This is a genomic window from Streptomyces sp. HUAS 15-9 (genome assembly GCF_025642155.1).
GTDB lineage: Bacteria > Actinomycetota > Actinomycetes > Streptomycetales > Streptomycetaceae > Streptomyces.
The window spans coordinates 9,174,585-9,188,444 of sequence record NZ_CP106798.1 but is presented as its reverse complement, the minus strand read 5'-3'; the positions used below and the strand labels follow the sequence as shown (position 1 = coordinate 9,188,444).

The following is a 13,860-nucleotide window of genomic DNA, read 5'->3' as shown; positions in this document are numbered from 1 at the left end:
GTTGCTGTTCCACACCAGACCTCCGAGACGGTGCCCGATTCGGACCGGACGTGATCGGCCGCCCAGGAAGTGAGGCTGTAGTACAAGCCTGGCCCGGTCGAGGTACAGCAGCTTCAGGATGCCACCGGGAAGTCCGTGACCCCGCCAGTAGCTGATTTGACCGCGCAATTCCGCAAGCAGCTGTCGGAGACGAGCCTGTACCCGCCGCCCGGTGTCCCCGAACCACCTGCGGAAAGCGTCCTCGACCTGGTCGGGGACATCGACCCCGACCCGAAACGTCTCGGGGCAAGCATGATGCGGTTCCTGGCGCGCTTGAGGCCGAAAATCGCATACCGGGTCAGGGGAGAACTACAGGTCCGCAACCAGGAACCTCGGTACGGCATGACCGTGACCGTTACCTCGTACGCGCTCGGCGGCTGCCGTATGACAACGGTGTGGGGATCAAACTGGGAAGAGGCTGTCAGCAGCGCCGCGTACTGGGTTGTCGCGTCGCTCCTGCCCGTCACCCGCGCAGGAAAGCACCCTCCCTGGCGTGACTGGGTAGGGCGCGAGCTCCCCTCTGAATTGTTTGAGGCATTCCAAAGAGGGAGTCTGCTGCACAAAGATCACAAAAACGATGAGGCGATGGACTGGTACCACAAGGCGCTGCGACTCGATCCACTCAATCCTTATCTACGATTCAAATTGTCAAGGGTGCAGGAGGAATGCGGCCTGTACATTGACGCCCTCGACATGATTCAAGGATCGCTCATCTTCGACGGGCAACGAGAAGACGACTACACGTGGCGGCTCTGGCAGTCATTCAGACACCTTCGCCGCCCCAGTTACCTGTTGCATCTCCGGCGGCGGCCGCGTCGGTGAGCTCGGCGGTCAGGGACAGCGCGCGTACCCACGCGCGCTGCAGGCCGAGGCTCTCGTAGAGTCCGGTGGCCGTGCGGGTCAGGGCGAGGGTGTGCGCGGTGGCCTCGGGCATGGTGCGGGTGCGGCTGGTGGTGGTGCGGTCGGCGTAGCGCACGGTGAGCGTGAGTGTGCGGGCGACGACCTGGTCGTCGCGCAGGCGGGCGCCGAGCTGGTGGGTGAGGTTGAGCAGGGCGCGGTGGTGTTCGTCCGGGTCGAGTTCGTCCTGGTTGAAGCTGTGGCTGACGGTGGTGGTCTTGGACAGGGCGTGAGGGAGCACTGTCCGCGGGGCGTGGGCGTGGGCGCGCTCGTACAGCTGGCGGCCGGCGGCCGCGCCGAGGAGGCGCTGGAGGGTAGCGAGCGGGGTGCGGGCGGCGTCGCCGACGGTCTCGAGGCCGTGGTGGATGAGGGTGCGCGCGGTGGCCGGGCCGACGCCGGGCAGTGCGGCGACCGGACGTTGGGTGGAGGAAGGCGACGATCGCCTCGTCGGTGGGGATGACGGTGATGGCGCCGGGCTCGGTGACAGCGGCCGCCATGGCGGCCAGCATGACGCTGGAGCCGGCCCCGAGCGTGGTCTGCACGCCGGTCCGGGCAAGAGTGCGCAGCCGGATCAGCTGGGCCAGGCCTTCGGGCCCGCGGAAACTTCTCTGGGGGAGGTGATGTGGCGCAATGCAAGACATCGGAGATCTGTGCAGCTCAGCACCGGTACCACCCACCGTAGCTGGTGCAACAAGTGTGGCGCTATCGCCGATCGAGTGAAGTTGTCCTATGAGGAGCCAGGCTGGGTGGCTTAACTGTTCTGACCGAATACCAACCCGTACGCCGCTGCCTGCCTCTGTCGGAGCTCCTCGCGGAGCCGGGCTAGCGCCCGGTGCAGCGTGCTCTTGACCGTGCCAGCCGCCATGCCGAGGGCAGCGGCCGTCTCTTCCGTGGACATCTGCTCCCAGTGCCGTAGTACGACGACGCTGCGCTGCTGGGGCGTCAGCGTAGCAATGATGTCCATCAGCAGAGCGCGGTCGGCATGCGCTTCGGTGGAGTCCCCCGATGCTCACGTCCGGCAGGTGTTCTGTGGGAAGCTCTTCCAGCTTCCGGGCTCGCCACCACTCGGTTCGCGTGTTGATCATTACGCGGCGCAGGTAGGCGTCCGCGAGCTGCTTGTCGTCGATGCGCTCCCATGCGCGGTAAGCGCGTAACAACGCGGTCTGCAGCAGATCCTGAGCCTCGAGCGGGTCGGCAACCAGACGTCGTGCGGTGCGGAGCAGGGCGTCATGCCGCGCGCGTACGTACTCCTCAAATTCCGGCACTTCACGAACGTGCTTGCTCGGATTCACGTGGCACGCTCCCCTCGTATATGGGCGTGGGTGGTCGGGCCTGCCGGGTAGGCGTCGGCCTGCGGGAGACACCGGGTGGGCCAGTCGGCGGCGTTCGTTGCTCACTGCCTGCACGACGCCCAAACGGCGGACGCCGGGCCGCCCTGCTCCAGCAGCCGTTTATGGCCTGAAGCGCTGACGGTCCCCTCGCGCCGGCCAGTTCCCGGGCCAAGAGAACTCTGGTCAGCGGAAAGTGAATTTCTGGTCCCGGGCGCCGTTGCACCGCCACAAGATCAGAGGGGTGTTGTTGGCGGTCTTGCCGCCCTTCACGGCCAGGCACTTGTCGTGCTGGGCGCCTGCATACGGCTTGATCTGGCAGTGGCGCTGTCCTGAGCTGCAGTAGAACGAGAAACTCTGGTTGGTGCGACCGTTGCAGTTCCACAGGATGAGCTGTGTGCCCTTGCGGTAGTTGCCGGGGATGTCCACGCACAGGCCCATGTTCTCCGCAGGGTGGATCCGGTACGCGTTGTAGATGTCGAGCGCTTCGACGTACCACTTCTGGTTCTGCGCCCCGACGCAGCGATACTGGTCGACCTTCGCTCCCTTGCGTACGCCACCGTGGGCGGTGATGCACGGGCCGCTGAAGTGCTCCGGAAGCCACCGGTAGGTGCCGGGGAAACGCAGCGCGTTTTCAGCCGGCCTGGCTCCCTGCGCTGCTGCTGCCGCGGCGGGCGGGTCTGCCTGAGCTGGGACGGCCGCAGCCAGGGCGCCGGCCATGGTGATCGCTGTCGCGGCGATTGCGAGCCGCTTGTGTACCTGCATGATCTTGTCTTTCCTTCCTCTGATCCGGACTGATTGGCAGGACGTGCCGGGGCGGGGCAACGGGGCTGGTCGTCCCCGGAAGCGAGGTGTCGCTGTGCACGCAACGGTGAGAACGCGGGCCCACGAATACCTCGGGGTATCTGGCGTCCTCGATGCGGCGCGCGAAACCCGAAGCGCAACGGCGCCGATGAAGGCCCCGCGCAGGAATCAGGCTTGCCCCCCGCCGAGCCTCTGCCCGGCCCCGGCAGTCGCGGCGGCGCAGTTCATCGACAATTCGTGGCGCTGCCGGACGGTCCGGCGTCGGTCGGCCTGTCCGGAGCTCACCAGTCAGTACGAGCCGGTGCGGGCGAACATTTCGTGGGGATCGTTGCCGACGTAGGACCAGGCGGTGGCGAAGCCGGTGGTGTTCTTGTCGTTGAGCATCGGCGAGAGCATCTCGAGGGTGCCGGTCCGGTGCTTGCAGCCGTAGTGCTTCATGTCGCTGTTGCGCCAGATGTTGCACCCCTCGCCATTCCATTTGTCCGTCGGGACGTTGGCGTCGACCATGGCCCACACGGTGCGGCAGCCGCGGCTGTACCAGAGCGAAGCGGTGACCGACACGTGCAGGTGGTAGCGCGAGCTGTAGTACTTGTCGGTCTTCTTGTGGACGATGCGTCCGGTGTCCTCGCAACCGCTGTAGACAGGATCCTGGCCGTCCCACCTACGGCCGGCCGCGTCGGCGGGGCCGGTGAAGACCAGGGTCGTGCCCGCCGCCAACGCAAGAGCGGCCACCCCGATGGACTTGAGTGCGCGCACGTCGCCTCCTTTTCTCGATGCCGTGCGAGAGTCACCGGACGAGCCTCGGGTGAGGGCGAAGGCCAGTGCTCGTTGCTGTCACGTCATCGAGTTCAGCGGGCCGGGGATTGAATGGGCAGCCGGTTTTGCCACTCTGATCAATGGCTGCATTGCAGGTCACGGGCACGGCGCACGGCGCTGACCAAAGAAGACGCCTGTCGCTTGCTCTTCTTCCTGGGCGTGCGTAGCGTCCGGGTGATCGCGCCGCGTCCACGGGGGAGGCAGCGGGTAGAAGGGGTGAGCCATCGATGGCAGGACGTCCTGAGAGCCCACTCGATCCGAGTGCGGGGCCGGTCGCGTGGCTCGCTGCCGAGTTACGCAAACTGCGGGCGGAGGCCGGGAGTCCGACGTACCGAGTGATGGCGCAGCGCACAGGGCAGGGTGCGAGCACGCTGTCGCAGGCGGCCGGGGGTGAGCGGCTACCGACCCTGCCCGTAGTCCTCGCATATGTGCGCGCCTGCGGCGGCGATGAGGAGGAGTGGGAAGAGCGATGGTGTGAGGCGGCCGCGGAGGCGGCGGCCGAACCGCGCGCTGAGGACGAGGATGCTGAACCGCCGTACCGGGGCCTGGCCCGCTTCGAACCCGCCGACGCCGCTTTGTTCTTCGGCCGAGACGAACTCACCGACCGGCTGCTCGAGCTGACCCGCTCCCGCCGGTTTACCGCCGTTTTCGGCCCGTCGGGCAGTGGCAAGTCTTCCCTGCTTCGGGCCGGCCTCATCCCCCGCCTGCGCGACTCCGATACGACAGAGTCCGCACCGGCAGCCCTTCGTGTCCTCACCCCCGGCGAGCACCCGCTGAGCACTCACGCTCAGCGCCTGGTACCGGCGGAGGGAGAGGGGGACACGTGGTTGGTCGTGGACCAGTTCGAAGAGCTCTACACCCTCTGCGATGACGTCGGCGAACGTGACCAGTTCATCGACCGCCTCGTGGCCGCGGCCGATCCCGAGAACCGACTACGCGTGGTCATCTCGGTACGCGCGGACTTCTTCGGCCGCTGCGCCGAACACCCCGCCCTGACCGCTGCGCTGCAGGACGGGACCGTGCTAGTCGGCCCCATGTGCCGGGAGGACCTGCGCAATGCCATCGTCAGACCCGCTCAGGCTACCGGGTTGATCGTGGAGCGCGCGCTGACCGCTCGCATTCTCGACGAGGTCGAGGACGAACCCGGGGCGCTGCCTCTGATGTCCCACGCCCTGCTGGAAACCTGGCGCCGCCGCAAAGGCCGCGCCCTGACCGAGTCCGCCTATGAGTCGGCCGGCGGCCTGCGTGGCGCCATCACCCGCACCGCCGAGGACGTGCACGCGAGCCTCACCCCGACGCAGACAGATCTCGCCCGCCGCGTTCTGCTGCGGCTGATCACCCCCGGTGCCGGAACCCCAGACACCCGTCGGCCCGCCCAGCGCGAGGAATGCGACTTCGCCGACCCCGACGACACCGCGATCGTGCTGAACCGGCTGACCCGGGCGCGCCTGGTCATACTCGACGAGAACACCGTCGGCATCGCGCACGAAGCCCTCATCACCGGCTGGCCCCGGCTGCGGCAATGGATTCACGAAGCCCGCGAGCGGCTGAGCCTGCACCGCCAACTCACCGAAGCCGCACGGGCCTGGAGCAACCTCGGCCGCGACCCCGGCGCGCTCTACCGCGGCACACGACTGGCGGTGGCGGCGGAAGCCTTCACCGACCCGGGCGACCTGACCGCCTTGGAAAAGGACTTTCTGGCGGCGAGCCTGGACGCACGCCGCCAGGAACAGCGAGCGGCCACCCGTACCACCCGACGGCTGCGGGCCCTCAGCGCCGCCCTGGCCGTCCTGGTACTGCTGGCCTCCATGGCTGCCGTCACGGCCTTCGACCAACGCTCCACGGCCCGGAGTCAACGGGACATCGCCGTGTCCCGGCAACTCACCGCTGAGGCCGCTGAGTTACGCAGCGCGGACACGTCGTACAAGAACCAGAACGTGTCCGTCGCGGCACAGCTGGACATCACCGCCTACCGCATGCATCCGTCGCCGCAGGCCTACACGGACCTGGTGAACGCCACGGCGACTCCACTGTTCTCCGTCATCACCGACAAAACCCCGGACCAGCAGACGGCCGTGCTGGGCCCGGACGGCCATACCCTCGCCACCACGGCGGGCGACGGCAGGATCCGGCTGTGGGATGCCAACGTTCCTACAGAACCCAGGCAAATCGGCCGCCCCATTACCGGCAGCTTGATGGCATTCAGCCCGCACGGACACACACTCGCCACCATCGCCGTCAGCACGGGGACGCACACCAAGGGCATGCTCCGCATGTGGGACACCACGCACCCCGCCGACCTGATCCCGCTCGGAGCGCCCGTTCCCGTCGGCGACGTCGATGCCTTGACCTTCAGCTCCGACGGGCAGACGCTAGCCATCACCTCTGACACCGACGACGGCGCCAACACCCAGGTCCAGCTATGGGACACCAGCCAGCCAGCGCATCCCAGCCGCCGCGGCAGTCCCCTGCCAAACACGGGGGCGACGTTCAGCCCCACCGGGCACCTCCTGGCAACCGTGAGATACCAAGCGGAGGAGGACACAGTTCAACTGTGGGATGTCACGCGACCAGCCCACGCCACGCGGCTCGGCAAGCCTCTGCCCGGTGCGGACGTGCTATTCAGCCCTCGTGGGAACATGCTGGTCACCTCAACCGTCAGCAGCGAGGACTTCAGCGGCAGCATCCAGCTGTGGGACATCACCCGGTCAGACCACGCCAAGCGCCTCGGCAGACCTCTCCAGATCCCCCATGCCGACCTTTCGGCGATGGCTTTCAGCCCCGACGACCACGTCCTGGCCACCGCGCTGGACAACACGGTCCGCCTGTGGAACGTCACCAACGCGGACGGGCCCATCGCTGTGGGCCAGCCCCTCGGCCAGCCGGGAGTTAATTCCCTGGGCTTCGGTCCCGACGGCCACACCCTGGTCGCCGCCGGGAACACCATCCGTGTCTGGGCTCTTCCCCCTACCTTCCTGACGGGCCGGGGAGGCTCCATCAGCGCGGTGTCCTTCAGCCCCGACGGGGCCACTTTGGCCACGGTCACCGACTTCGACACATTCGACGCCAACACCCGTGGGGTCCTGCTGTGGGACGTCAGCGACCCCGCGTCCCCGCGAAGTCTCGGTGGACAATTACTCGGAACCACCGCGGCGTTCAGCCCTCGCGACCGGGTCCTTGCCACGGCCGGCAGCGGCAGAGTCTGGCTTTGGGATACCCATGATCCCGCACATCCCAAATGCCTCGGTCCTCCCCTTCGCGTGTCGGGAAACTGGATCACGTCGGTGGCCTTCAGCCCGGACGGGCACACCCTCGCGGCCGCTGTCGAGGAAAGTGAGATCTACCTGTGGGACACCAGGGATCCCGCGCACCCCAAACGAGTCGGCAAGCCTCTCACCAGTACCACTGGTGACCTCACCGACGTGGCGTTCAGCGCCGACGGACGCACCCTCGCCAGCACCAACGACGACGAAGGCTCGTTCTGGGACATCAGCGAACGGCATCCCAAGAAGCTTAGCGACCGCCGTACCGGTCTGGGACTGCTCCTCGGCAATGGTGCCAACTCCTTTGCCGCTGTCGCCTTCAGCCCCGACGGGCATGCTCTCGCCACTGCAGGAGACGATGAAGACGTCCGGCTGTGGCACCTTCCCGGCAGCGGTCTGCCGACGCTCCTCGGGAACCCGCTCAAGGAGCACTCCAAGCCTGTGTCCGCTGTCGCCTACAGCCCCGGCGGTCGTGCCATCGCAACGGGCAGCGAAGACGGTACAGCCCGCCTGTGGGATCTGGACGTCGACCGGGCTATCCGGCGCATCTGCGCTGCCACGCAGCACACCCTCACGGAGAAGGAGTGGCGGCAGTACGTCGGTGATATCGCCTACCAGCCACCGTGCTCGTGAAGGAGCGATGGAGGCGACGCGTTCGACGACGCCACCGACGACCTGTGCCAGTCGGCGTAGTGGTTCGCGGTCTGCCTGAAGCCACGTTTGACGGACCCCCTCACGTGGTCACAAACGAGCGGGGCGGTGGTTCAGCGACCTGGTCATCTCACGATTGGCCGCACGGGCCGCCTCAAGCTCTTCGATGCGTTCGTCGAGTTCGCCCTGCATAGTCGAAAGCTGCTGTTCCAGCATGGTGATCCGCCGCTGGAGCTGGTCAACATCGGCCGACGCTCCAAGCCCGGAATCCGCCCAAGTCTTCGCCCCGATCGACTGAGACAGCCGCTTTTCCAGTTGCCGCACACGGGCGGCCAGGCGCTTGTTGCGTTCCCGGGCGTTGGCCAGGTCGGTCTGCAGCGAGGCACGGCTGACCGCTGCCATCATCCCGTCCCCCACAGAGCCAAAGAGAAGCTCGAAGTACCGCTCGGCGCCAGTGATGTCGGCGATCGCGGCGTCGGGCGGGAGTGCCTGGACGCGGGCGCTGATGGTGGCGAGCAGGTCCAGGACCTGCGTATAGCGCGGGTCGGCCGGGGTGAGGCCGTGGTAGTGGACGTGCACGACGTGCCGTGTGGGGGGCCGGTTGCGGGTCATGGTTCTCACCCGGCGCTTCCGGGGCTGGTGTGGCCGAGTTTGGTGAGGTCGGCGGAGCGGGTGCCGGCGGGCTGCAGGTCGGCCCACGGGTGCAGGGCCGCGCCGGTCTCCATGGGCAGGGTGCGGTGCGGCCGCGGGCGGGCCGAGCTCGTGGCGGGAAGGAGGGCGTCGCCGAGGAGGCGGGTGACAGCTTCGGGGCCGTGGTCGCGGCGGGCGGCGGCGAGCTCGTCGAGGTCCCAGACTCGCTGCCCGGTGAGGGTGTTGCGCCGGCCGCGTCGCTGGACCTGGCCGCGGACCAGGAGCAGCCCGGAGTGGAAGATGGTGTGGGCACAGGCGTCGTGGCTGTCCTCGAAGAACGCGAGGTCGCTCATGCCGGTGCCGTCCTCCAGAGTGACGAAGATGATGCGCTTTCCGCTCGCGATGGGCGGGGTCTGGGTGGAGGCGCGGACCCCGGCGACGAGGACCTGCTGGCCGCCCGGGTACAGCTGGGAGAGTCGGGCGGCAGGGACGGCGCCGAGTTCCCGCAGCAGCTGATGGTGGTGGTGGTGGTCCATCAGGTGCCGGGTGACGTCGATCTGGAGGGGTTCCAGTTCGGCGCCGAGGGCCTGGCGGCTGGTCATCTCCGGCAGCCCGGAAGAGGCGGGCACGTGGTCCTGGCCGTGGTCGAGGGGCAGTTGACCGGACGTGGTGCGGGTGCGGGCGTGCCGGTGCAATTCGGTGACTTGGAGGAGCAGGTCGCGGCGCGTCTGAGTGCCGGCGAGGGGGTCGAGGGCGCCGATCTGTACGAGGCGTTCGGCGGTCGGCCGGGCGGGGCGGGCGCGGTGCCACAGGTCCTGCAGGGAGGTGTAGGGCTGGTGGTCGGCGATCCGGGCGACGTCCGTTTCGCTGATGTTCTTCACGGTGCTCAGGGCCAGGCGCACTCCCCATGTGCCGTCTTCGGTCTGCTCGATGCTGTGGTGGGGACGGCAGCGGTTGATGTCGACGCCGAGGACGGGTACACCGTGGCGGCGGGCGTCGGCGACGATGATCCGCTTGGGCCACATGCCTGGGTCGTGTTCCAGCAGGCCTGCGTAGAGGGCGGCCGGGAAGTGGGCCTTGAGCCACGCCGACTGGAGGGCAGGGACGGCGAAGGCGACGGCGTGGGCTCTGCAGAAGCCGCATGCACCGAAGGCCTCGATGGTCTCCCACACGTCGGCGAGCATGGCTGGGTCGTAGCCGCGGGCGGCCGCCTTGGCGTGGAACCAGGCCCGGAGCCCTGGCAGGCGTTCGGCGTCGCCGAGGGCGCGGCGGGCGAGTTCGGCGAGCGCCCGGTCGCAGCCGGTGAGCACGCTGATCATGTCGATGATCTGTTCGTGCCAGATGACCACTCCGTAGGTGTCCCGCAGGATCGGCTCCAGGTCCGGTGGGGGTAGACAGGCTCGGCGCCGTGCCGGGCGGCGGTGTACTGCTCGGGCATGCCGCCGGCCACCGGCCCGGAAGAGGCTGATGTCGGCGATGACGTCCTGGACGTCGCGCGGCTGCAGCCGGGAGAGCAGCTCTTGCTGTCCGGATGACTCGAGTTGGAACAGGCCGAGGTGCGGGAGTCCTGGATGAGCTTGAAGGCAAAGTAGTCGTCCAGCGGCACCTGCTTGGGGTCGCCCAGGTCGATGTGGCGTCCGGTGGCCTGCTCGATTTCGGTGACGGCGTGCGCCATGGCCGACTGCATGCGCACCCCGAGGACGTCGAGCTTGACCAGGCCGAACCCGCCGAGCTCCACATCGTCCTTGTCCGCGTGCACCATCGGGTACTCGCCGCCCGGCGTGGGCTGGACGGGCAGCCGGTCCAGCAGGCACGCGTTCGACAGGATGACGCCGCACGGGTGCATGGCCATGCCGCTCGGCAGCTTGTCCAGGCCTTCGGCGAGTTCGAACAGCATGCCGAACCGGTCGGCTTCGGCGGACAGTTGCTTGAGCTCGGGCAGCTCGGCGAGCGCGGCCCGGATGTCGCACGCGCGGATGTGGGGGAAGGACTTCGCCACCCGGTCCACGTCGTACGGCGCGATCCCCAGGGCGAGCCCGGTGTCCCGGAGGGCGTGCCGGGCGCGGTAGGTCTCCGGCATGCCGGTCACCGCGACCCGATCCGCACCGAACCGTTCGAAGATGCGGTCGTAGACCTCCAGGCGGCGTGCGGACTCCACATCGATGTCGATGTCCGGCAGCGAGCGGCGACTGACGCTCAGGAAACGCTCCATGAGGAGGTGACGGTCGAGCGGGTTGGCCGTGGCGATGTACAGCAGGTGGTTGACCATGCTGCCCGCGCCGGAGCCGCGGGCGGCGACCCGGATGCCCATCTCGCGCACATCGGTGGCGACGGTGGCGACGGTGAGGACATAGGTGGCGTACCCGAGCCGGGCGATGACCGCTACCGGTAGTTCGTTAATCCGGCAGTAGAGGTCAATGCCGTGTCCGTTGGTGACCGCGTCGATCAGGGCCTGGAGCTCGGAGGGTGGGTCCTTGTCCGTCCAGGCGTGCCACCATCGGTTGAGGGTGATGGCGGGGGTGAGCCAGGAACGGATGGCGCGTAAGGCCCTGGGCCAGCAAGGCGGTTGGGGCCGGTGGGGTTCGGCTGGGCCCCCTCTCTGGCCCCTCGTCGGGGCACGGGTCCGGCGCGGTGGCGTCCAAGGGTCCGGGTGGGGTGAACCACTGGTCCCAGCAGAAGGAGAAGGCGCAGTTGACCAGCATCTGGTGGCGGCGGATGGCGCGGTCGGAACGGACTTGGAAGTCGGCCCAGCCGAGTTCGTCCTTGATCTGCTTGTAGCTCTGCTCGATCCAGGGCCGCAGTCCGTAGAGGCGGACGATCTCGGCGAGGTCGGCCGGCGGGTGCGGGCCGGTGGCGGCGTGGGGCGCGTCGGGGTGGGGCAGGTTGGTGGCCAGGTACCAGGTGGCCTTCTCCGGCAGGCCGGCCGGGTCGGTGGTGGCCACGACCAGCCGGCAGGGTGAGTCAGGGCCGTAGCCGCCCAGGCGGGCATCAGCGGCCCACCAGGTCTCGGTGTGCCCGTCACGGAAGTGACGCACCACGGGCGTCCAGTCGCCTGGACGCTTGGCATCGCGCCAGGTCAGGGCGTGGGCTGCTTCGATGGGGGTGTGCGGCTGGTCGGCCGGAGCCCAGGTTCCGCGGTGCGGCTTGAGCGCGACCACGTAGGCCAGGCCGGCTGCGCGCAGTGCGAGGTACCAGTCGTCGCTGACGGAGTAGGCGCAGTCGGCGACCACCGCCCGGCAGCCGAAGCCGGCCTCCTTCCCGCGGGCCGCGAGGGCTGCGGCCAGCTGTGGTTTCGTACGGAAGGCCGGGTCGGACCGGCCGCGGGCGAAGTGATGGGCGGGGGTGTAGGGAGTCGCGTGCAGCGGGTAGTACACGCGGCCGTCGGTCCACACGGTGGTCACCGTGACGATGCCGTTGTCCGTCTTGCCCAGCCTACCCAGCCACTGCCTGCCCACGTGCGCGGTCGCCGTGCCGTCCTTGCGGTCACCGGAATCGTCGACCACGATGACCCCGCCCTCGCGCAGCAGCTCAAGCCGCCGGTCGTTGACCTGCTCGGCCTCCCAGGGCGACTCGGACAGGAAGAACTGCAGCCGCTGCACCCCGGCATCCCCGCACCCGCCACCGGCTCCGCCCCGGCCAGACAGGTGATCGTCTTGTTCCGCTCCCGCGGCGCCAGCAGCCCGACAGGTACTCGCGAAACCCTCGCCGCTGGGCCAGGCTGAAGAAGAGGTCGTCGAACCGGGCCGCGTACTCCTCCAACGGACCCGGCGCAGGCGGACACGGACGGCGAGCGGTCATCTTCAGCCCCCAGCAAGGCAGTTGACTCCTACCACCGGCCTACGACCAACCCGACCTGCCGTCAACCCACGCCACCGCCGGATTTAACGAACTACCGGTAGCCGCCAGCTGCTTCACCTCCTCTCGCCGTTGCACGCCCGTCTTGCCCCAGGGGCCTGTGACATGGCTGACGTCGGCCTCATGCTGAGCACGGTTGCGGAAGTCCTCCGCCCACAGGGCGAGCACCCGATGTCGGCGCTGATTGCGGTCCTTGCTGTCCAGCAGCCACACAGCGGTGGCGAAGTTTTCCAGCGCGCCGCGCAGCAGCGTCCACGGGCTGTAGGGATCGAGTTGGCCCGCTGATGGCGCTCCCTGAATTCGGCCACCCGCTGCTCGGGGGTGACCCCAGACCTGCTCTCTGGATCTCCCCACCCACAGGCCACTTGACCTGCGGCCGAGCACCACAAAGGCCCTGTACTCGTGAAGCTACGGCCGGGGGACATGTCCCCCGGCCGTAGCTTCACGAGTACAGGGCCCAGGTGGGCCGGGTCCGGTCCGCGGCTCCCGCCGGTGCCGGATCACTTCCACCTCGAAGGAGGCGGCCGATCCACTCCCTTCACTGACCAGAGCGGATCAGATGGCGATCCTGGGGGTATACCAGGCGTCGGAGCCGGACAGCGTCCTCTGGATCCCTATGGCCGAGTCCTGAAGCCCCTTGGGGCAGGTGATCACACTGGAGAGGTACCCGCCCCGCGGCTTGAGGCCCTTCTTCAAGTCGTAGACCTTCTGACCTGACGGCCCCGAGCAGTTCAGGAAGAACTCCGAGTGGATCGTCCCGTACGTCTTATTGGTGAAGTTCAGCTGCACCTTGTTCGCACTGACGCGCATGATGCACCGCATCACCTTCTTACCCTCACAGCGCCACACGCCATCGGCCGTGGCGCGGGATGCCTGAGCTTCAGCGACCGTCGCGGACGTCCCCATGAGCGCTGTCGCAGCAACGCCCGCGACCACCATTCGAGCTGCTATTCGCACGATTCACCCGTTCTCTCTGTCCGTGCGACTAACGAACGCCGGGCAGACCCTTGGGCCCGCCCAGCGGTGACTCGCTGCGCGCACGTGACTCCCCGTGGGAAGCTTCCAGCGTTCCCCGTGGAGACGATCTTAATATGCGCGCTGCACTGGACGTATGGCGTGGTGAAGTCCGGAGCCCAAGGGCAGAAGGGTTGGTCGGTCATAGGACGGCTCCCTGTCCACGTCCTGCCCGCCTGTCGGGCAGCCTCCCGCGCCAGCCGCCCTGCTCGGGCAGCCCCAACACCCCACGGGCGTCGGCCTCTAGGGTATGGATCATGACATTCATACGGGGAATCAAGGCCTGCGCGGCCGCAGCTGCCATCAGCGCGCTGGCAGCCGGGTGCGGCGGCACCACAGCAGCACAGGGGAAAGACAAGCCGTCCGTGAAGGGCACGCCCTTCGGTCGTCCCGTCTCGTCACCCGCAGCCGCCACAACCGCCGACCCGTACCATCACGCCATCCCCCTCCGACGGCGCCCCGCTCATCGATGCGCTGAAGTACGAGCTGCGCCAGCGGACGGTCAAAATGGCCGGGCGCCGGGACGGACCAGCGCCAGGTGCGACCGGGACTCGGTGGCCGCG

Annotated in this window: 8 protein-coding genes and 4 pseudogenes; 2 read left to right on the top strand and 10 right to left on the bottom strand. The window is 68.2% G+C overall.

Translation table 11 applies throughout. The features are described from left to right. The first annotated feature begins 135 nt into the window (after positions 1–135). Positions 136–861, top strand: coding sequence for a tetratricopeptide repeat protein (locus N8I87_RS41860; protein WP_263216166.1), 726 nt, complete (start codon positions 136–138; stop codon positions 859–861). Here N8I87_RS41860 and N8I87_RS41855 read toward each other — a convergent pair. From N8I87_RS41855 to N8I87_RS41840, 5 genes and pseudogenes are all read right to left on the bottom strand, one after another. Then, positions 803–1,177 (bottom strand): DinB/UmuC family translesion DNA polymerase, encoded by a 375-nt coding sequence (locus N8I87_RS41855; protein ID WP_263216164.1) that lies wholly within the window; start codon positions 1,175–1,177, stop codon positions 803–805. The two genes, N8I87_RS41860 and N8I87_RS41855, sit on opposite strands and share 59 nt — an antisense overlap. Positions 1,178–1,213: 36 nt before the next feature. Then, positions 1,214–1,492, bottom strand: a pseudogene (locus tag N8I87_RS44620) (DNA polymerase thumb domain-containing protein); the annotation flags it as partial. Between the two features lie 195 nt (positions 1,493–1,687). Next, positions 1,688–2,228: pseudogene (locus N8I87_RS41850) on the bottom strand (SigE family RNA polymerase sigma factor). A 222-nt stretch (positions 2,229–2,450) separates the two neighbouring features. Further along, positions 2,451–3,029, bottom strand: coding sequence for an RICIN domain-containing protein (locus N8I87_RS41845; RefSeq protein WP_263216162.1), 579 nt, complete (start codon positions 3,027–3,029; stop codon positions 2,451–2,453). A gap of 327 nt (positions 3,030–3,356) precedes the next feature. Then, complete coding sequence (locus tag N8I87_RS41840) at positions 3,357–3,824, bottom strand: YjfA family protein (protein WP_263216161.1); 468 nt, start codon at positions 3,822–3,824, stop codon at positions 3,357–3,359. A 287-nt stretch (positions 3,825–4,111) separates the two neighbouring features. On the opposite strand from N8I87_RS41840, the gene N8I87_RS41835 reads away from it, so the two are divergent. After that, positions 4,112–7,780 (top strand): nSTAND1 domain-containing NTPase, encoded by a 3,669-nt coding sequence (locus N8I87_RS41835; RefSeq protein WP_411577354.1) that lies wholly within the window; start codon positions 4,112–4,114, stop codon positions 7,778–7,780. Between the two features lie 108 nt (positions 7,781–7,888). Here the strand turns inward: N8I87_RS41835 and N8I87_RS41830 are convergent, their stop codons facing one another. The 5 genes and pseudogenes from N8I87_RS41830 to N8I87_RS41810 form a co-directional block, all read right to left on the bottom strand. Next, complete coding sequence (locus N8I87_RS41830; protein WP_263216157.1) at positions 7,889–8,410, bottom strand: tropomyosin; 522 nt, start codon at positions 8,408–8,410, stop codon at positions 7,889–7,891. A gap of 5 nt (positions 8,411–8,415) precedes the next feature. Then, complete coding sequence (locus N8I87_RS41825) at positions 8,416–10,242, bottom strand: helix-hairpin-helix domain-containing protein (protein WP_263216155.1); 1,827 nt, start codon at positions 10,240–10,242, stop codon at positions 8,416–8,418. Then, positions 10,182–10,805: pseudogene (locus tag N8I87_RS41820) on the bottom strand (DNA polymerase III subunit alpha); the annotation flags it as partial. The pseudogene N8I87_RS41820 and the gene N8I87_RS41825, both read right to left, overlap by 61 nt. A 37-nt stretch (positions 10,806–10,842) precedes the next feature. Next, positions 10,843–12,226, bottom strand: a pseudogene (locus N8I87_RS41815) (IS701 family transposase). 612 nt (positions 12,227–12,838) lie between these two features. Then, a complete protein-coding gene (locus N8I87_RS41810; protein ID WP_263216153.1) occupies positions 12,839–13,093 on the bottom strand; it encodes a hypothetical protein in 255 nt (84 codons plus the stop codon). Positions 13,094–13,860: the final 767 nt, after the last annotated feature.

What these genes read in the sequence shown, in the direction of transcription:
- N8I87_RS41845 (WP_263216162.1), bottom strand. Translation starts at nt 3,029, where the DNA reads ATGCAGGTACACAAGCGGCTCGCAATCGCCGCGACAGCGATCACCATG.
- N8I87_RS41835 (WP_411577354.1), top strand. Translation starts at nt 4,112, where the DNA reads ATGGCAGGACGTCCTGAGAGCCCACTCGATCCGAGTGCGGGGCCGGTC.
- N8I87_RS41830 (WP_263216157.1), bottom strand. Translation starts at nt 8,410, where the DNA reads ATGACCCGCAACCGGCCCCCCACACGGCACGTCGTGCACGTCCACTAC.
- N8I87_RS41810 (WP_263216153.1), bottom strand. Translation starts at nt 13,093, where the DNA reads ATGCGCGTCAGTGCGAACAAGGTGCAGCTGAACTTCACCAATAAGACG.